This window comes from Paenisporosarcina sp. TG20 (genome assembly GCF_000286315.1).
In the GTDB taxonomy this organism is placed as follows: domain Bacteria; phylum Bacillota; class Bacilli; order Bacillales_A; family Planococcaceae; genus Paenisporosarcina.
This window is the reverse complement of sequence record NZ_ALJG01000311.1, coordinates 1-20,412: the sequence shown is the minus strand read 5'-3', so window position 1 is coordinate 20,412 and position 20,412 is coordinate 1. Positions and strand designations below refer to the sequence as shown.

The window sequence follows — 20,412 nt, the reverse complement described above, 5'->3', positions numbered from 1 at the left end:
TTTGTTCCATTGTGCGCTCCTGCGAGGTCTCACCGAACACGCTTTTCCCGCTGGAGTCTCCGCCTTTTACTACAATTAAACGATACCTGTCTAAAATTAACGGATAACAATTAAATGTTCGTGTTTATTATCTAATTGAGTAGTTATGAAATTGACTCAATTAAAGGAGATTTAATACAAGATGTGGAAACACCTATAATACACTTAGTTATTTAAATTCACGAAATAACCATATTTTTTGTTCAACTAACCATGCAGGTTAGTGAAACAAGGGTTTTGAAACTTTATTCTAAAATAAATGTCTAATTTAAAAAGGGGGTATTTGCTTTGAATTTCAAAAAGTCATCGTTGCTTATATTTGTATTTATAATCATATTGTCGGGGTTACCAGGATGTTCAAAAACTGTTGACTTAGAAGAAATGCCAGTTGATTTTGATTTCAGACTGAGTTACGGAACTTATGGAAAACAAAAGATTGATACTTTTAATGACACTGTTGTAAAAGACCTTGTAGAAGATGGTACAGTTGAAGCGAACATTACCCTAACGGAACAAGAAATGGAACAAATCTATAAGCAAATGATGAGTATCGATATTATGGAATCAGTAGTAGAAATAGATGAAAAAGAATGCGATGTCACTCCTTCATCTTTCACTAAGTGGGATATCCAGATGAATGGCAAGACTACTTCTTTTTATACGAAAAATTATTGTGATGATTATCCGGAATATACATTAAAATTGCTGAAACTCGCAGATTTCATACACAACATAATCATCAATAAAGAAGAGTATAAAGAGTTACCAGAATCTAAGGGTTATTATGAATAATACTACCTTGTTGAACTAACGGGTGCCGCTCGACAAGTTCTGTTATAAGCGTTCTAAACGTGAAAAACAGAAGATTATCTATGATTAATCTTAACTTTACAACTAAGGATGGGAATGATAGAACCATGTTTCTTGAAACCATCCCGTCAACACTCCTGCATGCGTCCTGACTGACAGGTCAAGGGGTTTGAAGTACAGGTAGATTCGGCAGAACGAAGGCTGAAGCCATTCCTTCGGAAAAGGTATGCCAATGGATATGCCGCACGGCTGAAAAACTAGATAAGGTGAGAATTGTTCTACTGCAAAAGAACTGACGAATAACCGAATGTAAGGGTCTAAAGTTAGAACATAGGGAAACCTATGTACCATCCAAAGATGGGGTGAGTGGTGTAGAGTAAAAATGCACCCTATGAAACACGCTATACCGAACAATTGGCGGTATCCAGCTCACAGGCTTACAGGTTACACCTACGTCTAGAACGGATAGCTAGGTTGTAAGGGACTTGGAAAACAAGGAACGTTGCAACAGGGACTGTCATCCTAAACGTTTGCTATAAGGTAAAACGAAGTGCATTTATCCTTGTGAGGGTAGGGGCATGACTGATGAATTTCTTGTAATGAGAATGGAGGAATAGCCCCAAGTCTATTGATATAGAATAATTATTTTCCAAAAGTGTATTGCACCGATCGGGTAGGAACGTGGGAACATCACTTCATAGAGGAGTGACGCCACAGTGCAAACTTTACGATATTGGGATTACTACGGCATGACGGAAACTTTTACAGATTTACATGATAAATCTTCCAAACAAAAATCCTTTTCGAATTTATACGATATTATAACATCTAGAGAAAATATCTTACTATCCTATAGGACAGTAAAGTCTAATAAAGGTTCTAATACCCCTGGTACTGATAGAAAAACAATAAAGGATATTCAAAAGCTAACTGATGATGAACTTGTAGAAGATATTCGAAACAAGTTGGAGTACTATCAGCCCAAGAAAGTAAGACGGAAGCTTATTGAAAAAGATAATGGTAAATCAAGACCACTTGGAATTCCCTGCATTCTAGACAGAATTATACAACAATGTTTTAAACAAGTTCTCGAACCGATTGCTGATGCAAAATTTTATAAGCATAATTACGGTTTTAGACCACTTCGGTCTACACATCATGCAATGGCAAGAGTACAATTTCTCGTAAATCAATCATCACTACATTACGTTGTTGACATTGATATAAAGGGGTTCTTTGATAATATCAATCATACTTTATTAATCAAGCAGCTATGGAACTTAGGTATCCATGACCGTAAGGTCTTGGCTTGTGTTTCTAAAATGCTAAAAGCTGAAATTGATGGTGAGGGTATTCCTACCAAGGGTGTACCGCAAGGTGGGTTGTTATCGACGTTACTTTCTAATATTGTTCTTAACGACTTAGACCATTGGGTAGCTGGTCAGTGGGAATTTTTCCCTCTTAACAAAGCTTACAAAACACGAGAAGGTGAGCTCTATGCAAAGAAGCGAACCAAACTAAAAGAGGGCTATCTCGTCCGCTATGCAGACGACTTTAAAATCCTTTGTCGTGATTGGAAAACGGCCCAAAAATGGTTTCATGCGGTAAGACTATATATAAAACAACGTCTGAAACTAGACATTTCTCCAGAAAAATCACAAGTTATAAATCTACGAAAACGAGAATCTGAATTCTTAGGATTCACGATTCGTGCGAATCAAAAAGGAAAAAAGAGAGTAGCACACACAGGTATAAAAGCCAATAAGAAGCGAAAAATCAAGGTTGAAGCTAAAAAACATATTCAAAGAATTAAAGCCTCACCTACCGCTCAAAATGCACTCCTTTTTAATAGTTTTGTTTTAGGAATTCATAATTATTTTAATCGAGCTACTCATGTCAATAACGAGTTCTCACGTCTTGCCTATGAGGTACAAGCATTTATACACAATCGTCTGAAACCTGTTGGGAAATATGAACATCCTACAAACCCACCACCAACTTACAAAAAGTTTTATAGTTTGGGTTTCAAAACATTTAAAATCTCAGGCGTGTATCTATTTCCGCTCGCTAATGTGAAAACGAGAAACGCTATGAATTTTAGCCAATCTCTAACACCCTTCACAAAGACGGGAAGAGAAAGGATACAAAAAACGCTTCGTTCAGATATTCAACAGGAAATTTCACAATTAATGAAATCTAAACTTCCGACACGAAGTGTCGAATATATGGATAATCGAATAAGTCGGTATAGTATGAAAATGGGAAAATGTGAAATCACAGGCGAGTTCCTATCTGCAAGTGAAGTTCACTGCCATCATTACTTTCCGTTACATCTCGGTGGAAGCGATAAATTTAATAATTTACGCATTCTACATAAAGAGATACATGAATTAATCCATCATACAAACACAACGACGATTGACACACTCATAAACAAACTTGGAATTACTGAACCCATGGTTCAGAAGATAAACCAATACCGTGAACAATGCGGTATGGAAACAAGTTTATAATCTCAAATCTATGAGTAACTAGGAACTTATAATTTAGTACATATCTTTAGATGGAGCGCGGAGTGCTGGGAAACTAGCACGCTCCGTGTGGAGCAGGGGAAAAGCTGGAGATAACTTCAAATGCTTACCTATTGCTGACGCGCGACAAGTTCTGTTATAAGCGCTTTTTAGCGTGAAAATACAGGAGATTTATAAAAATAAATTTCAACTTTACAACGGAGGATAGGAATGATGGAGCCATGTTTCCTGAAACTATCCCATCAATACTCCTGCATGCGTCATGATTGACTGGTCATGGGGTGTGAAGCACAGGTAGATTCGGTTGAACTAGGCTGAAGCCAATTCCTATGGAAAAGGTATGCCGAAGGATAGACCGCATGGCTGAAAAACTAGATATGGTGAGAATAGTTCCTACATAAAGGAACTGACGAACTTCCGAAGGTACGGGTCTAAAGTTAGAACATGAGGAAACTTGTGTACCATCCAATGATGGGGTGAATGGTGTAAAGTAAAAATGCACCCTCTGAAATACACTATACCGAACAATGGCGGTATCCAGTTCACAGGCTTAAAGGAAGCACCTACGTTTAGAATGTATAGCTACGTTGTAAGGTACTTGGAAAGTAAGGAACGTTGAATCAAGGGCTGTCACCCGAAACGGCTGCTATAAGCAATATGCGAATGTATTTATCCTTGTGAGGGTAGGGGTACGACTAGTGAAACCTCTGTAATGGAGGTGGAGGAACAGCCCCAAGTCTAGCGAAATGGAATGATTATTTTCCAAACGTTCATCGCACCGATCTGGTAAGAACGTGGGATTTCCAAAGTGTGAGCTCTTAGGAGAAAATTTGTCTAAGGGTAACGAGGAACTTATAGTTGAGTACAAATTGTTAGATGGAACGCGGAATGACGGGAAACTGTCACGTTCCGTGCGGAGCAGGGGAAAAGCTGGAGATAACATCAAATGCTTACCTATTGCTAACTTTAGTTGAAGAAAAAGTGTTCTTTTGGAATGATGTTGAATAAGTTAATATATGTAAAATTTTAAGGAAATGGAAGGTGTGGGGATTTCTTTGAATTTCAAAGTTAAGACGTTTTTATTGATTCTTTCTGTTTTTATCATTACCGGTTGTACAGTTAATAACGATAACAATAAAGAATATGAAGAAATCATAATTAATTCGGTGGATGAAGAAGAATTCGATTTAAGCAAATTAGTCGATGTTCAATCTGAACGATTGGACTTATTTTTTTATAAAGGTAAGGAAGTTTTATACGTTTACGTATTTGAAGAGAAAATGCTATTACATAGCAGTTCCTTCAATTATGAAGAGGTTAAAGAAGACTCAGTTTTCTGGAACTACAATGAAGATGACTTTAAAGACAATAAAAGTTTGATTTGGGGTAAAACTAATAAAGATACATTGTTTTTAAACAATCAACCATTTGAACCCGATTATATTTCTTTAGATGATATAAATATATTTTATAAAATACTTGATACGAAGCTAAATTCCCCAGTTGATATGTCAGCAAATAGAAAATAATACTAAAATTGTATTATTCAACTAACGGGTAGTGTTAGTTCAATATGAATTAGTAACAACGAAACGGACTTCCAATTACATGGAAGTCCGTTGATCATAGTAAAAATCAGCATTAATCTTTAACAGAGCCTTGTTAAATATAAGTACTTTATGTAAAGGAGATGCTTGTATATATGGTTAAACAAGTTCAAATTGGTCAAACAGGTTTGTACGTAAATCCGATCGGTCTTGGAACAAATGCAGTTGGAGGACATAATATTTATCCGAATTTGAGTGAAGAAATGGGAAAAGAAGTTGTGCGAACAGCTATTAATTATGGCATCAACTTTTTGGATACAGCTTTTTATTACGGTCCAGAACGATCTGAAGTACTTATAGGAGAAGTGTTAAAAGAAAAAGGAAACCGACAGGATATTGTTATTGCAACAAAAGGTGCACATAACTTTGTTGATGGTAAAGTCGAATTGAATAACTCACCCACATTTTTAAAAGAAGCAGTTGACAAAAGTTTAAGACGACTACAATTAGATTATATTGATCTATTTTATATTCATTTTCCCGATGAACATACTCCAAAAGATGAAGCGGTAGGAGCTTTACAAGAATTAAAGGTTGCTGGAAAAATTAAAGCAATTGGCGTTTCAAACTTCTCAATTGAACAATTGAAAGAAGCAAACAAAGATGGTTATGTCGATGTCCTACAATCTGAATATAATTTATTCAAACGTAGTGCTGAAAAAGAACTTCTCCCTTACACAGCAGCAAACAATATTTCATTTGTTCCATATTTCCCTCTAGCAAAAGGATTATTAGGAGGGAAATACAATATAAACACAACATTTGAAGACGGTCGTTCTAAAAATCCACTGTTCCAAGGTGAAGATTTTGCTAGAAACTTACAAAAGGTTGAATTATTGCGTAAAATTGCCGAAGATAAGCAAATTGAAATGTCTCACCTAGTCTTTGCATGGTATTTAACACGTCCTTCCATTGATGCACTCATACCAGGTGCGAAAAAACCTGAACAAGTCATTAAAAATTTACCGACTTTGGACGTTCAATTAACACAAGAAGAGATTGATGAAATTGATTTAATATTTAGGTAGTGATTATAGTATGAATGCTTTTGTGCAAAATAAAGTATTGCATCATGATGTTATAGCTGTCACGTTAGTTACTATAGTTTGAAAATAATAGAATTAAATATAAATTACAAGTATACAATAATTAGAATATTTATATAAAGCCATACAAATTATTAGGTGGAGGAATTTGAATGGGACATCAGCATGATCATGGCCATAATCACTTTAATGAAAATAGAGATGGAAATCGAAAAGGTCTCATTATAGCATTACTCATAACCACAGGCATTATGGTATTGGAGTTTATTGGTGGACTTATCACGAATAGCTTAGCGTTGTTATCTGATAGTGGGCATATGCTATCTGATGCTGGTTCACTGGCCTTAAGTCTTATCGCCATATGGTTTGCGAGTAAGCCACCATCTTCAAATAAGACGTATGGTTATTATCGGTTTGAAATACTAGCTGCATTATTTAATGGCGTTACGTTGTTTGTGATTGCAGGGTTTATCATTTTTGAAGCTATTCAACGTATTGACCAACCACCGTCTGTAGCAAGCGGTACCATGATGATTATTGCATCCATTGGATTACTAGCCAACTTGTTAAGTGCCTGGACTCTACTTAGGAAAGCTGATGTGAAAGACAACATCAACTTGAAAAGTGCTTACCTACATATTGTGGGAGATGCGCTCGGGTCTGTAGGTGCTATAATCGCAGGTTTTTTGATGCTCGTTTTTGATTGGTATATCGCTGATCCTTTAATATCTGTTCTGGTTGCTATATTAATTTTAAAAAGTGCGTGGGGTGTTTTGAAACAAAGTATTCATATCTTAATGGAAGGTTCTCCTCCTACTATAAACAAAATTGAAGTAATTGAATTGCTAGAGGATATAAACGGTGTTATTAATGCACATGATCTGCACGTATGGACAATTACCTCTGGTTTGGATTCATTAACCTGCCATCTATTGATTGAGGATGACAAGGATGAACAAGAAATTTTACAACAGGCAATAAATTTAATACGAGATAAATGTAAAATAGAACACACAACAATTCAGGTAGAAAAGTCCGTCATTCAACACAGCGAATGTAAAGTTTTATTTGATAAAAAATAAGTTACACTTTTTTCTAATGATTAATATAGTAACAAATCCATTCATATAAAAGTTGAGTGGATCTGTTGCTATATTTTAATAAAAACTGCTTTTTCCACCATAGTTTGTTTCAACAAATTACTGATACCTGTTATTTTGGGTTAAAAAATTATAGAAATGATATCCCTAAGTGTTTGCAAAGGACAAACGCGAAATTATTTCAGATTTAGTTAGTTGAGTAAGGAGTATGAAAAAATGGCTTTTATGAATGGATTATCGTCTGCTTAGGCAAACGGTCTTTGTGGTAATCACCTTTAATCCACATGTCATGAGGAAGATGAGGGCGAACTGCTGGAAGTGCCAATGTGGTATATCCAATCCAATAAAGACCAAGTAAAAAGATAGCAATATTCTTGAATTAATAGGTGCAAGAGTGGAACAAGGAGTTGTCAATTTGGCAGCTCCTATTGCTTATTGAGGTAACGCAGCAGTTTAGTGAAATACTTTTATATTCTTTTAAAGGAATTAAAGGCATACCCTTAAAAGTGAGGTGTTGTTATGAAAAAAGGAAAACTTAGTGTAATCGGCTTTGTCTCGCTTTTACTGGTAATTGCATCCTTGTATTTATATATACAGGTTTCTGGAAAAGAAAAAGAAGATATTAATCTTGGTTCTCATTTATCCCAAGAAGAAAATCATGAATTAGAAATTCTGATGGGACAGATAAGACAAAGTTTCATGACGGAAATTATGGGATTGTTTTAGACCATGCTGTTTTACCTAATGAAGACATTGAAATAATAATTAAATTAGCAAACGAAAAATTGGATAAGAAGACCAAAAGAGAGGCAATACAAATAGCAACTGACGTTATTAAGCAAAATGATTTTGATTCTGATTTATTTCAATTTAACGTAACCAGTATTTATAACTCGGAAAATGCAGGAAATCACTTTTCTCAAAGGCTTAGTCATAACGATTTAATGGGAGACATCATGCAAAGTTTAAATGCAAAGGGCTTTGATGTTGCTGTACAAGGTAAAGTCTTATTAGATAAAAACGCTGAAATCTCATTAGTATTACCAGACGATAAGTTCGATGAAAAGACCAAAAAAGAAGTACAACAGTTAGCAACTGACGTATTGAAAAATATAATTTTGAAACTGAAATATTTCAATTTAACATAACAAGTTACATAAATATAGATTATTAAATGTACAATGAGCTACAAAAGGAAATAGAGGACTTTCAGTAGCATATTAATGATAAAGAAATCTGTTTTTTGGAGGGTGAAAATGAACAGAAAGTTACTAATTTTGTTAGGGACAGTTGGTTGTCTTATTTCCTTTTTTGTTTTGATCAGTAATCTTAATGATAGTGAAAAGACATTAGCTGCAAGTATAGAAGATACCAAGAAAGAACATCAAAAGATAGAAGCGTTATTGACTAAAGTTAGTCAGGAATTTAATGAACATGGATACGGTGAAGCATCATTAAGTTTTTCTTCTGAAGAACGCTTACTTAGAGTTCAGGTCAAAGATGAAAAATTTGAAGATAATCATGGAAAAGGAATGAAATCATTAATACATGATGTTTCAAAAGAAATAAGGTTTGAGGATGTAGAAGTTATATTCGACATTTTAGATATACAAGTTGAAGTGAGTGAGGAAGAAAAAAAACAAACGGAGCAATTAAATGAAACAATAAAAATAACATCAGAAGTATTAAATGAAAAAAATTATCAGTTTAGTTCGGTGAGTATTAACCCAACTACATCTTTTATTGAGATAAGAATTGAAGGAACAAAAGAATATTATAATGCAGTGAAGGAGGAAATCAGTAACCTTGTAGCTGATGCAATTTCTTCAAAAACAAATATGAATTTTGATGTCAAAGTAAATAGAAGAAGTGAAAATGAATTGAGAGATGAAAAATGGCATCCGATTTTCACCACCATTAGGGAGGAAACAGATAAAAAGTTTGAGGAATATAAAGGATTTGCCTATTCTTTCCACCCAGAACCTTTACAGATTATTATCAAAACAGATTTGAACAAATCTAAGTGGTGGTGGAATTCCGATAAAAAAGTAAAAGAAATCGAAAATTATGTACAAGAGATAATTAAACTTAAAAGAGAAGAACTATTAATCGAAGAAATACCTTATGAAATCATAGTAAGAGGTAAAGAGAGTAAGAAATTGAATTAAAACCATTGGCGTTGTAATGCCTTTGGTTTTTTCAGTTTGGGAAGTAGTCAATAAAATCAAGGAAATATGAAAACCCTGTAAATAAATTGAACTTAGGAGAAAATCCTTTTCATGAATTAGATATCATCGGCAACAATGGAAATATGGAATATCCAAATGTGATTGAAGTTTCTAACGACTCACAAAGTTTTGAACGCACACTTGTTCACGAAATTGCACATCAATGGTTTTATTATATGGTTTCAAATGATCCACATAAAGATGCCTGGTTGGATGAAGGTTTAACAGAATTTGTGACGTCAATATACTTAACTGAAAAGTATAATGAATCGATTGGATTTGAATTTGCAAGCAATCTATCGCAAATTAGTCCTACTAGTGACATTGTAAATATTCCATTAAATGAATTTGAACGCGGTGAATATGTACCAACTGTCTATGGGAAGACTCCAATTTTGTTAAGGGACTTCTTTAATGATCATGGGGGACAAGTGGGAGCACTTCACTTCTTATCTGAGTATTTCAACACATATAAGTTTAAGTATGTTGATAGTAAGATATTTGCAGACTTCTTGAAAGAATACTTTGAAGAGGATAATAGTGAGTTCTTAGAGAAATGGTTAGAATTGGAGTAATGTTAAAATTATTATGATCGATTCATAAAATAATATCATTTATCATATCAATCGTTTGGTGTTTAATCACACCAAGCGAGTTTTTGTCGTAATTAATTACTTGGATGGCGGCTTAAGATTTCCAATAAATAACATCTTGTTATCCTCTTGTATTTAAAAAACTCCTGTGTATAATGTATGTTAGTACACACTTACATTAGATTAAGAAAAGGAGCTACCAATTATGTTTATTCTTAAACGCTTGGCCTGGTTATTGAAGAACAAACCCTTAAAAATGATATTCCTCACTGTAATATTAATTGTAATCTTTGCAGTTGGGGTTAAAAGTGTTGAGATGGCAACGGGAAATGACACATTAGTCAGAAGTGATTCAGACGTATTTCAAGAAAATCTTGCTTTAGAAAAAGAATTTGGAGGCGAGTCAATCATCGTTGTGTATGAAGGCGATGATCAGAAAACTTTGCTATCTTTAGACAACTTCAAACACATGGAAGGACTCGAACAATTGCTGCAAGACAACCCAAATGTTTACAGTATGGTTAGTCCTGTTATGCTAGTCAACCAGATGACCGCTAAACAGGGTGAGAAATATCAGGAAGGACTATCAGAGGTAATTGATGGTGTTAATGATACTGGTGGTAAGTTAAACGAAATGGGAGAACAAGCTGCGAACAAATCAAAAATACTTTTTGAAGGATCAGTACAGACACAAAATGGGTCAACTGGGATGGAATCTGCTCTAGAAAGTCAACAGAAACAACAGACAGAATCGAAAGAATTAGGAGTAAAGTTGAGTCAAATAGGAACACAGTTGAAATCCGTAAGCACAAACTTGGCTAGTATGCAGGAATTTTCAGATGCTTTTACCTCTGGATTACCTGAAACACAAAAAACTTTAGATCAACTGATTTACGATGAATATGATCAAATGAGAGATGCGTTTAGTCAACTTATTCTAGATGACCAATATATGATGATGTCCATTAAGTTTAAAGGTGAGGTAAGTGATCAAGAGAAGAGTGAGATAGTGGCGTCCATTCATTCCTACCTGGATAATCATCCGTTAGAAAGTACGGAAACCATGCTTTCAGGAAAACCTGTACTAGATGGAGCTATCCGTTCTTCTATGCAAGAGAGTATGAAAAAAATGATGATGCTTGCAGTAGTAGCTATGGTTATTGTCTTACTCATTACGTTTAAAGCTAGGTGGAGATTACTACCGCTCGGAATTATTTTACTAGCAGTTATTGGAACAGTCGGCTTCATGGGCTGGTTTAACATTCCGATAACAATGGTTTCGATGGCAGTCTTCCCAATCCTTATTGGTCTTGGTATTGACTATACTATTCAGTTTCAAAGTCGTTATGCAGAAGAAATGGAAGAAGGTGAAGAGCATTATGAAAAATAAAAAATTCGAAAGTCGCGCACATAGAAGTTTATATCGAACTGTCACAAAAATGGTTCCAGCAGTATTTACGGCTCTGATTGCTACTTCACTAGGCTTTATTGCTCTTTATACCTCGCCGGTTCCAATGATTCAAGACTTTGGTAAAATGCTAACGGTTGGAATGATGATCAGCTTCTTGGTAGGGGTCATGATTTTAATACCACTACTTTTTACAAGAGATCACTTTTTTGTGAAAGGAAAAACGAATTCACCTATTAAAAAGCCCGTAAAGTCTTCATTGTTTGAACGTATTTTAGGAGGTTTGACAACAAGACTAGTTTCTAGCAGATGGTTTATTATTCTTCTAGCTTTAGTTGCCGCTGGCTTTGGAATATGGGTTGACCTAGATGCTGAAGCGGAAACTGACGTTGAAACGTTTATGCCTCAAGATACCCAGGCCCTAGAAGATATTCATAAATTAAGAGATATTGTAGGTACCACAGACCAAGTGTCCATTGTATATGAAGGAGAGAATATTCTCACTCAAAGTTCTTTTGACTGGATAGAAGCTACAACCGAAGATATTAAAGTAAGTTTTCAAGGGATTGTAGTTGATTCAAATTCAATTACAGAAGTACTAAAACAAATGAACAATGGAGAAATCGCAACAGAATCTACTTTAAAAGAACAAGTAGAAGAGATTCCAGAACAACAACTCAAGTTATTTATAAATGAATCAGAAACAAAAGGTGTCATAACCGTTGGAATTAAACATTTAGAGGCAGAGGATTTAAAACTCTTTTTAGAAGATTTAAATGAATACCTTCTTGACAATGACTCTGATACTATGAAAACAACAGTAACAGGAAAAGCTGTGTTGGATGTTGAAATGGTTTCAGCCTTAACAACCGGGAGATATAAAATTACTTTGTTAGCTATGCTACTTGTTTTTGTTGGATTACTAGCCATCTACAGGCATCCAATTAAAGCTTTAATTCCCTTAATACCAATCATCTTAATCATTGGTTGGAGCGGGGGCATTATGAATTTGGCAGGGATTAGCTATACCCCTTTGACAGCAACTTTAGGTGCATTAATTATCGGAATCGGGACAGAATTCACCATATTAATCATGGAAAGATTTTATGAAGAGCGAGAAAATGGCCGATCCGCTATTGAAGCAATTAAACTTGCCAATCAAAAAATAGGGAAACCCATTTTTGTATCTTCCATTACCACTATTGGTGGTTTTAGTGCTTTACTAGCTTCAGACTTTGTTATTTTGAGTAATTTCGGTATGATGACTCTAATTAATATTTCGTTGGCTTTGTTTAGTACCATTGTAGTTATGCCTGCAATTTTGATCATTTTCGATCGTTTTGTAAAAGTAAAGCCTAAAATGGAATAGGACATACCAGTAAATTAGGGGATGATGTCAGTGAAAGATAAATCGGAGCAGATTTTACAAGCCGCTGTGAAAATATTCACGAATAAAGGACTACAGGCGACTACACAGGAAATCGCAAAAGAGGCAGATGTAGCTGAAGTCACTTTGTTTCGTAAGTTCTCATCTAAGCAAAATTTGTTTATGACGGTTATTAAAAATGTACTTGAAAAACAGTTTAATACCAAGCTCATGCAATTTGCCGAACAAGAAAAGACAGAAGCATTTTTTGGGAAAGTCATTGACAATCGCCTAAAGATTATTTCTAGAAATGCTCCTTTAGTCAAAATGCTTATATCGGAAAGTCTAAAAGGTAATTTAAGTGATGAAATCAATTTCCCTGTAATTATCCTTGACCATTTAAAAAAAGCTTTAGACTTACACTTTTCTAAAATCAATCAACAAGTCGACACAGAGCTTATCTCACGTCACTTAGTAGGTATATTTCTGAGCCATATCATTCTTCCAAACGAGAAATTTTACTACAAGTTAGATGATGAAGCGAAGAAAATATTAGTAGATAAGTATGTAAAATCTCTGACCATTTTATTATAAATCTAACAAATTAAAGATTTCACAAGATAACTGATTTTTCCTGAATAAAGTAGAAATCAGTTTTTTTGCAAAAGGTTAAGGTTGATTGATGGGGCTTTCCGCATCTGAAGTTTTCCACTTAAAGCAACGGGAGCTTTAGAAAAATAAGACAGTAAATTAATTTGAAATTGAAGATACAATCCTAAACTAGTTTTTATGTGAATATTGTTAATTCCAGTTCGGTATATGAATTATTAGCTTTGTTGGCGGGTGTTGGGAATTAACTGGAAATGCAGGGTGTAGAATCCTGCTCAATGATTAAGTGGTGGTAACTTTTTGGGTTTAACATGCTTTAAAGAAATGATTAAATTCTCTTCCCTATCAATAGTTGCGAAAAATACTTGATTTATATCATTTACACCAGCACTTCTTAATTTTTCTGTTATCCAAGTTGAGCTAAATTGCAAATAATCTAGAACCTCGATATACAATTTACCTTCTACAATAACAGGGTAAGACATCCCACTGTGTAATTTTTCGATTTTTAAATCTTCATTTGTAACATTTTCTTTGTGTGGTTTCTTCATAACCGTTAAGTTTCCGTTACCTTCAATAATTGCTAATTGAACAATACTTAAATCAAAAATATCCTTTTGTCTTAAGAGTAGCAATAGATTATCAATAGAATATTGAATTTTTTTTAGATTGCTATCGAGCATTACACCATCCTGTATTACAATTACGGGTTCAAAAGTAATTAACTTGCCGAATTTTCTATTTCTAATCTTCAAAACAGCAAATGATTTTTGTAGCAACCCTATTAATATTATTGCAACAGCTGTAGGGAAATGTTCGATATTAGGATCAGCTATATCTGCTCCTACAACTGCCCCAAGGGACATTAGAATTAAAAAATCAAAAACTGGAAGTTCTCCGATAGATCTTCTTCCCATAAATAATGTCACAATAAGCATAATGGCAAAATCGTAACTACTCGGCCAAGTAAAATTAACATTTCTTTCATTAGCTCCATGATTTACCCCCAACCATATAGTTGTTGATAGTTTATCCAATTCAATTATAATTAATCTTAAAGGTGTTTAATTCAAGAAAGTTGATGGAACATGTTTTGATAGCAGTCTCAAAATATAAAATCTTTTATATCCTAAAAAATGGTACTGTATTTTACCAACGTTTAAGATTTTTCGATTTTTAATATGAAAATCATCATATTGCCATCTGACAACTTATTTTGAAGAAATATTTAAGTTATAATTAAATTATAGATATAGAGAATAAAAAAGTCATATTTCGAAAAGTATTAAAATTTAAAAAAGAGGTGTTTAAATTGGAGAAAATTCCAGAAGTCCCTAATGTGACTATTTTAGAAAAAGAGAACATGTACCGACAAATTGTTGAATATTCATTCGAAACGACAATTATTCATTCCAATCAAAAAGTATTATACATAAATCAATCGGGTAGTGAATTTTTTAAAGCAACTAAGGAACAGATTATTGGTGCAAATGTTGTAGAGGTATTTGCTGATGAAAGTAAGGATATTATAATTGAAAGAATACGAAAGGCAACAGAAGAGAATGAAATAGGAAATTTAATCGAAGCGAAGATATATAGATTTGATGGCACTCCTGTGGAAGTAGAATTATATTGTCATCCCGTGCAATTCGGTGAAAAAAAAGCCATTCAATCTATTATGAGGGATATAACTACGAGGAAAGATTCAGAGAGAAAGCTTAACAAAGTAATAAATGAAATTGGTACTCCTATTGTCCCCGTATCCGAAGGGATAGCTGTTCTTCCTCTAGTTGGTACCATTGGTGAAGATAGAGTCATACAACTAATGGAAATTATTCCACAGAAGGCTCTAGAGCATAATCTAAACTATTTAATTATTGATTTTTCAGGAATATATAATATTGATAGCGTCGTGATAGAATTTTTATATAAGATTAATTCCATTTTAAATTTACTAGGCATTGCGCCAATATGTACAGGTATAAGACCTGAACTTGCTTTAAAAGCCATAGAAAACTATGGGGATTTATCCACACTTAATACAATGTCCACTGTTCAACAAGCTTTAAGTCAATTAACTAAATAAAAATAGGGGCTGTCCAAAAGTCATAGAAAATGACTTTTAAGGCCAGCCCTTAAAAATGATGGTTGATTTCAGATTGAGGAAATTAGGTTTACACCCAGCCTCGTTCATATTGAACAGGGGACTTAATTTCTATTTGTAATTCTTTTGCAGCACGATATGCCCAGTAAGGATCACGAAGTAATTCACGTGCTAGTAAAATCATATCGGCACGGTCATTTTTCAAGATTTCTTCTGCTTGTAGTGGAGATGTAATCATGCCAACTGCACCTGTTGCTATTGGCGTCTGGTGTTTAATTGTTTCTGAGAACTTTACTTGATACCCAGGATAAGAATCAATAGCTGCTGGTACATTGGCACCTGAACTTACATCGATTAAATCAACGTCTTGTTCTTTCATCCATTTCGTCATTGTTACATATGCTTCAGGTGTCATGCCGCCTTCAGAATAATCATGTGCAGAAATACGTACGAATAATGGTCCTTCCCATACGGAACGAACTGCGTCAATGGTTTCTCGTAGCAATCGATAACGATTTTCAACACTTCCTCCGTAATCGTCTGTTCGTTTATTCGTTAAAGGAGATAAGAATTCATTAATTAAATAGCCGTGAGCACCATGGAGTTCGATGACATCAAAGCCCGCTTTTTTTGCGCGAATCGCACTGAGTTTAAAAGCTTCAATTGTTTCTGTGATATCTGCTTTTGTCATCTCGATTGGCGTTTTATAATGATAATTAAATGCAAGTGGCGAAGGACCAAATGTATCACCATCGACAGTTGCTTTTCGGCCAGCATGAGCTAGTTGAATACCCGTCTTGGATCCATGAAGTTTCATTGAATTTACAAGCTCTGTTAAACCACTTGTATGATCATCACTCCAAATTCCTAAGTCTTGTGCAGATATTCGACCTTGTGGAAGGACTGCTGATGCTTCTAATATGATTAAGCCCACTTGTCCTACTGCTCGAGTTGAATAATGGACGCGATGCCAATCTTCTACTTGTCCATCTTGATTATGACTAGAATACATACACATCGGCGCCATAACGATACGATTTTTAAATGTTACATCTTTGATTGTATATTCTTCAAATAACTTAGCCATATAATATAAGCCTCCTCTTATGTATTTGGTCTAGTATAGCAAATTCATCCTAAATATAGTGCTTCACAAGCTCATGATAATGTTTTTTGACTTATCTGTTTCTTTGCTCTTTTGTTTGTATAGTAAAGATAGTCAATGTACACTAATAATAATGTATTAGTCTAGTCGCTAATTTTCGACTTATTATTATCAATTTATTCGGTGTCTTTAAGTTTTGGTTTTTGAAACTTAATCACTATCAGGGAAATACATAAATAAAATCACAAGTTCATATTTCACATTTTATGTTTTAGATATCCAATCTGTGGAAAAATAAAGCAAGTAGGGTATTATGATTACATTTTTAAACCCATACTACTCTGAAGAACTAATTTGATACATTCGAATAACAAAAATTTTTTAATGAAAAAGGGGATTACAAAATGAGTTTAACCCAAAAGCAGCGAATTGAATTGCATGGTTTTAATAATTTAACAAAGACACTGAGCTTTAACATGTATGATATTTGCTATACAAGAACAAAAGAAGAACGAGAGACCTATATTAACTATATTGATGAGCAATATAATGCTGATCGTTTAACAAGTATATTAACCAATGTATCAGACATTATAGAAGCCAACATTTTAAATATAGCTAAACAAGATTATGAACCACAAGGTGCAAGTGTGACAATTTTAGTTTCAGAAGGGCCTGTTGATGAGGCATCTGTTGAATCATTTAAAGAATCTCCAGGACCATTTCCTGGAGCAGTAGTTGCCCACTTAGATAAAAGTCACATTACGGTTCATACTTATCCTGAATATCATCCAGATGAAGGTATTAGTACATTTCGTGCAGATATTGATATATCAACTTGCGGTGAAATTTCACCATTAAAAGCGTTGAATTATTTAATCCACTCGTTTGAAACAGACGTCATGAATATTGATTACCGTGTTCGAGGCTTTACTAGAGACGTAACGGGCCATAAGTTATTTATTGATCATGACATCAATTCAATTCAAAACTATATACCAGAGAGTTTGCAAGAATATTATCAAATGATTGATGTAAATGTGTATGGAGAAAATATTTTTCATACAAAATGTAAGCTCAGACAATTTGATTTAAATAATTACTTATTTGGTTATACAGAAGATGAGTTATCTAATGAAGAAAGAAAATCAATCACAATGAAGCTGAAAAAAGAAATGGATGAGATTTTCCACTCGAAAAACATGTCCTGAAAAAAGTTTTTTTTTTCATGATTAAAAGTACTTGAGTAATTTATTTTAAATTTTTTAGTGCGAGTCAATTTCATAATAAAAAATCTAGTAATAATATCCGAACAAAGTTGATTTCCGCTCCATGCGGACGCTTTCCGTGGGGCACGGCTTCAATCTCCTCGTCACTCTAAAAACATGTGCTCCTGCCGTTACTCGTCGCAAAAGACACTGGCTTTTGGCCAGCGTCTTTCCTGCGGGGCTTCCAGCTTGTGCTGTTTCAACTAAAGTCGCCTTGCGCTACAATCAAACGATAGCAGTCTAAAATTAACGGATAACAATTAAATGTTCGTGTTGATTATCTAATTGAGGAGTTATGAAATTGACTCGTGTGAATAAAAAAACTAATCTTCTATTGTTCAATAAGAAGCCAAAAGGACCTTATTTCAGGTCCTTTTCAATTTGTATTAGAACTCATTACCAGATACTATGTATCCACGGTACCCTAGAACCCCACTGCTTTAGCTGTGGGAGTTGTCAGAAACTAGTATTTTTCTTCCAACAGTCTTTAACCTATTTCCATTACTATAAGTAACGTTTTCCAAGCTCACGGGAACGTGTTTCAGATTCTTTTAAACAACGTGCTAGTATGTCCGCAAAACCACTTTCCTGTAAAGCTTCTATGCCAGCTTCTGTTGTCCCACCTGGACTAGTGACTTGCTTACGAAGACTAGCTGGTGTATCGCTTGATTGTTTTAACATCTCTGCAGAGCCTGCTAATGTTTGCACAAGCAAGTCTCGTGCTACTTGGGATGTTAGTCCACTCGCAACCGCCGCTTTTTCAAACGCTTCCACATAGTAATATATATAGGCTGGTCCACTGCCTGATAAAGCGGTAACAACGTGAAGTTCTTCTTCTTCCACTTCTATAACCGTACCAATGGTTTTTAATAGTCGAATGAGTTCTAGTTTGTCCACATTTTTTACCAAATCATTACAAGCTAAAGCACTTGCAGACATGCCGATTGTTGCTGAGGTGTTTGGCATACAACGTGCAATTGGACGCTTTCCAAGACCATTTTCAATGGTATCCATTGGAACACCTGCAAGTACTGATAACACGACTGCATTAGACGATAGATATGGTGCAACTGATTTCATGCCTGCCACAACATCTTTTGGTTTCATTGCTAATATGATCAAGTCAGCAGTTTTTATATTTTCTCTATCATCATCAACCAGCTGTACACCGTATTTTTCGTTAAGAGAAGTCAATTTTTCATGATCTGATTTGTTCATTACATATATATCTTCTGGGGCCACTGTGGCCTCTTTCATCCAACCGTGTATAATAGCTTGTGCCATAGAACCGGCACCAACAAATACTATCTTTTTCATTGTTACTCCCCCTTAATTCGCATAAAAAAATGCGCTCTCATCCTAATAAAAGGACGAAAACGCATGTTTCCGCGGTACCACCTTGTTTTGCTCAAAAAATTGAGCACAACTTATTCCTTCTTATCGCGAAGGTACGGTCATGTTTGCATGACAGCTCCAAAGTAGGTTCATCGCATGAGAGGGAAGTGTATCTTTCAGCAAGTGACACACTCTCTAATTTCCTTCAACATGATTACTATTCTTTATCAAAGCGTAAACGATCTAAACAATTACTAAAATTATAAACATCAACCAAAACATTGTCAACAGGCAATAATACAATGCCATCCTATCTTATTGAAATATTGGGTTTTTCATAGAAATATTCCCAATAGAATAGATTGATAGTAAACCTCAAAAAGTGATGATTTACTTTTACAGAAAGATGAGGGTGCAAAGGAGAAATGACATAATATGTTTTCTTGTTTATCACCCAATAAAATGATTTCAATGGTTAAACACGGACTTAATAAAACGCAAAATTCCAAAAAAGTAATTATTGTCGGCGCGGGTATGTCTGGATTGGTGGCTGCCTCTCTATTAAAGGAGGCAGGGCATAGCGTAACTATCCTTGAAGCCTCAGACAGAGTTGGTGGGCGTATCTATACGATACGATCACCTTTTATTAATGGAGAGTATATGGAAGCTGGAGCCATGCGTATTCCAAATTCTCATTATTTATCTTTGGAATACATTAAAAAATTCAGATTACCCATTAACCAATTTATAAATAGCACTCCTAACGACCTGTTTTATGTAAACGGAATATTAACCCGCCGATACCTGTATGAAAAGGATCCCGATATTCTTTGTTATCCAGTAGCCCCTCACGAGAAGGGTAAAACGGCAGAAAAGTTATTATTCTCAGTAATTCAACCAGTAATTGACTATATCAATATTAATCCACTAGAAAACTGGTGCTGGGTAATAAAGGAATACGATAAATACTCAATGGACACTTTTTTAAGATATAACCCTAACGGAGTGACTTTATCTTCCGGAGCAATTGAAAAGATTAAGGTACTTCTTGCAATTGAAGGTTTATCTGAGTTAGCTTTTATTGACATATTACGTGAATTTATGATCTTGTTAAACCCAGATATTCATTTCTATGAAATTACTGGAGGAAACGATCAGCTGCCAATGGCATTTCTGTCACAATTAGAAGTAAACATTCTTTATGGTCATCGGTTGAGTAAAGTTGTACAACATAATAACCAACTTAAGTTTCGCACCTTGAAA

At 34.6% G+C, this 20,412-nt stretch carries 18 protein-coding genes and 1 other annotated feature; of the genes, 15 read left to right on the top strand and 3 right to left on the bottom strand.

Translation table 11 applies throughout. The features are described from left to right. Positions 1 to 327 precede the first annotated feature (327 nt). The 12 genes from B371_RS0111830 to B371_RS0111765 all read left to right on the top strand — a co-directional run bounded on the left by B371_RS0111830 (position 328) and on the right by B371_RS0111765 (position 13,322). Positions 328 to 831 (top strand): hypothetical protein, encoded by a 504-nt coding sequence (locus tag B371_RS0111830; RefSeq protein WP_019414531.1) that lies wholly within the window; start codon positions 328 to 330, stop codon positions 829 to 831. A gap of 734 nt (positions 832 to 1,565) precedes the next feature. Further along, positions 1,566 to 3,362, top strand: a complete 1,797-nt coding sequence (ltrA, locus tag B371_RS0111820) for a group II intron reverse transcriptase/maturase (RefSeq protein ID WP_019414530.1) — start codon at positions 1,566 to 1,568, stop codon at positions 3,360 to 3,362. A 1,073-nt stretch (positions 3,363 to 4,435) separates the two neighbouring features. After that, positions 4,436 to 4,909, top strand: coding sequence for a hypothetical protein (locus B371_RS0111810; protein ID WP_192811905.1), 474 nt, complete (start codon positions 4,436 to 4,438; stop codon positions 4,907 to 4,909). Between the two features lie 173 nt (positions 4,910 to 5,082). Continuing rightward, complete coding sequence (locus tag B371_RS0111805) at positions 5,083 to 6,015, top strand: aldo/keto reductase (RefSeq protein WP_019414527.1); 933 nt, start codon at positions 5,083 to 5,085, stop codon at positions 6,013 to 6,015. 170 nt (positions 6,016 to 6,185) lie between these two features. Continuing rightward, on the top strand, positions 6,186 to 7,115 hold the full coding sequence (locus B371_RS0111800) for a cation diffusion facilitator family transporter (protein WP_019414526.1): 930 nt from the start codon (positions 6,186 to 6,188) through the stop codon (positions 7,113 to 7,115). A 537-nt stretch (positions 7,116 to 7,652) separates the two neighbouring features. After that, positions 7,653 to 7,859, top strand: a complete 207-nt coding sequence (locus B371_RS0111795) for a hypothetical protein (RefSeq protein ID WP_019414525.1) — start codon at positions 7,653 to 7,655, stop codon at positions 7,857 to 7,859. 59 nt (positions 7,860 to 7,918) lie between these two features. Then, positions 7,919 to 8,281, top strand: coding sequence for a hypothetical protein (locus tag B371_RS0111790; protein ID WP_019414524.1), 363 nt, complete (start codon positions 7,919 to 7,921; stop codon positions 8,279 to 8,281). A 108-nt stretch (positions 8,282 to 8,389) separates the two neighbouring features. Continuing rightward, the gene (locus tag B371_RS24105) at positions 8,390 to 9,301 is read left to right on the top strand and encodes a hypothetical protein (RefSeq protein WP_019414523.1); all 912 of its coding nucleotides are present in this window, start codon (positions 8,390 to 8,392) and stop codon (positions 9,299 to 9,301) included. 86 nt (positions 9,302 to 9,387) lie between these two features. After that, positions 9,388 to 9,936 carry a M1 family aminopeptidase gene (locus B371_RS0111780; protein ID WP_019414522.1) on the top strand — a complete coding sequence of 183 codons (549 nt, stop codon included), beginning with the start codon at positions 9,388 to 9,390 and terminating at the stop codon, positions 9,934 to 9,936. Between the two features lie 223 nt (positions 9,937 to 10,159). After that, complete coding sequence (locus B371_RS0111775; protein ID WP_019414521.1) at positions 10,160 to 11,344, top strand: MMPL family transporter; 1,185 nt, start codon at positions 10,160 to 10,162, stop codon at positions 11,342 to 11,344. Beyond that, complete coding sequence (locus B371_RS0111770) at positions 11,334 to 12,731, top strand: RND family transporter (protein WP_019414520.1); 1,398 nt, start codon at positions 11,334 to 11,336, stop codon at positions 12,729 to 12,731. The genes B371_RS0111775 and B371_RS0111770 overlap by 11 nt, the downstream gene beginning before the upstream one ends. Before the next feature lie 24 nt (positions 12,732 to 12,755). Continuing rightward, the gene (locus B371_RS0111765) at positions 12,756 to 13,322 is read left to right on the top strand and encodes a TetR/AcrR family transcriptional regulator (RefSeq protein WP_237721533.1); all 567 of its coding nucleotides are present in this window, start codon (positions 12,756 to 12,758) and stop codon (positions 13,320 to 13,322) included. A gap of 290 nt (positions 13,323 to 13,612) precedes the next feature. Here B371_RS0111765 and B371_RS21735 read toward each other — a convergent pair whose 3' ends face one another. Next, complete coding sequence (locus B371_RS21735; RefSeq protein WP_369751101.1) at positions 13,613 to 14,374, bottom strand: DUF421 domain-containing protein; 762 nt, start codon at positions 14,372 to 14,374, stop codon at positions 13,613 to 13,615. Positions 14,375 to 14,649: 275 nt separating this feature from the next. On the opposite strand from B371_RS21735, the gene B371_RS0111755 reads away from it, so the two are divergent. Further along, the gene (locus tag B371_RS0111755) at positions 14,650 to 15,423 is read left to right on the top strand and encodes a PAS domain S-box protein (protein WP_019414518.1); all 774 of its coding nucleotides are present in this window, start codon (positions 14,650 to 14,652) and stop codon (positions 15,421 to 15,423) included. 88 nt (positions 15,424 to 15,511) lie between these two features. Here the strand turns inward: B371_RS0111755 and namA are convergent, their stop codons facing one another. Further along, complete coding sequence (gene namA / locus B371_RS0111750; RefSeq protein WP_019414517.1) at positions 15,512 to 16,528, bottom strand: NADPH dehydrogenase NamA; 1,017 nt, start codon at positions 16,526 to 16,528, stop codon at positions 15,512 to 15,514. A gap of 422 nt (positions 16,529 to 16,950) precedes the next feature. Between namA and speD the strand changes: the two genes are divergently transcribed. Further along, positions 16,951 to 17,757: an adenosylmethionine decarboxylase gene (gene speD / locus B371_RS0111745; protein WP_019414516.1), complete on the top strand. Its 807-nt coding sequence runs from the start codon at positions 16,951 to 16,953 to the stop codon at positions 17,755 to 17,757. A gap of 561 nt (positions 17,758 to 18,318) precedes the next feature. Here the strand turns inward: speD and proC are convergent. After that, on the bottom strand, positions 18,319 to 19,131 hold the full coding sequence (proC, locus tag B371_RS0111740) for a pyrroline-5-carboxylate reductase (protein WP_019414515.1): 813 nt from the start codon (positions 19,129 to 19,131) through the stop codon (positions 18,319 to 18,321). Between the two features lie 46 nt (positions 19,132 to 19,177). Next, positions 19,178 to 19,389: a binding site (T-box leader), on the bottom strand. A gap of 195 nt (positions 19,390 to 19,584) precedes the next feature. Between proC and B371_RS0111735 the strand changes: the two genes are divergently transcribed. Further along, the coding region (locus B371_RS0111735; RefSeq protein WP_019414514.1) for an FAD-dependent oxidoreductase at positions 19,585 to 20,412 on the top strand (828 nt) is incomplete at its 3' end.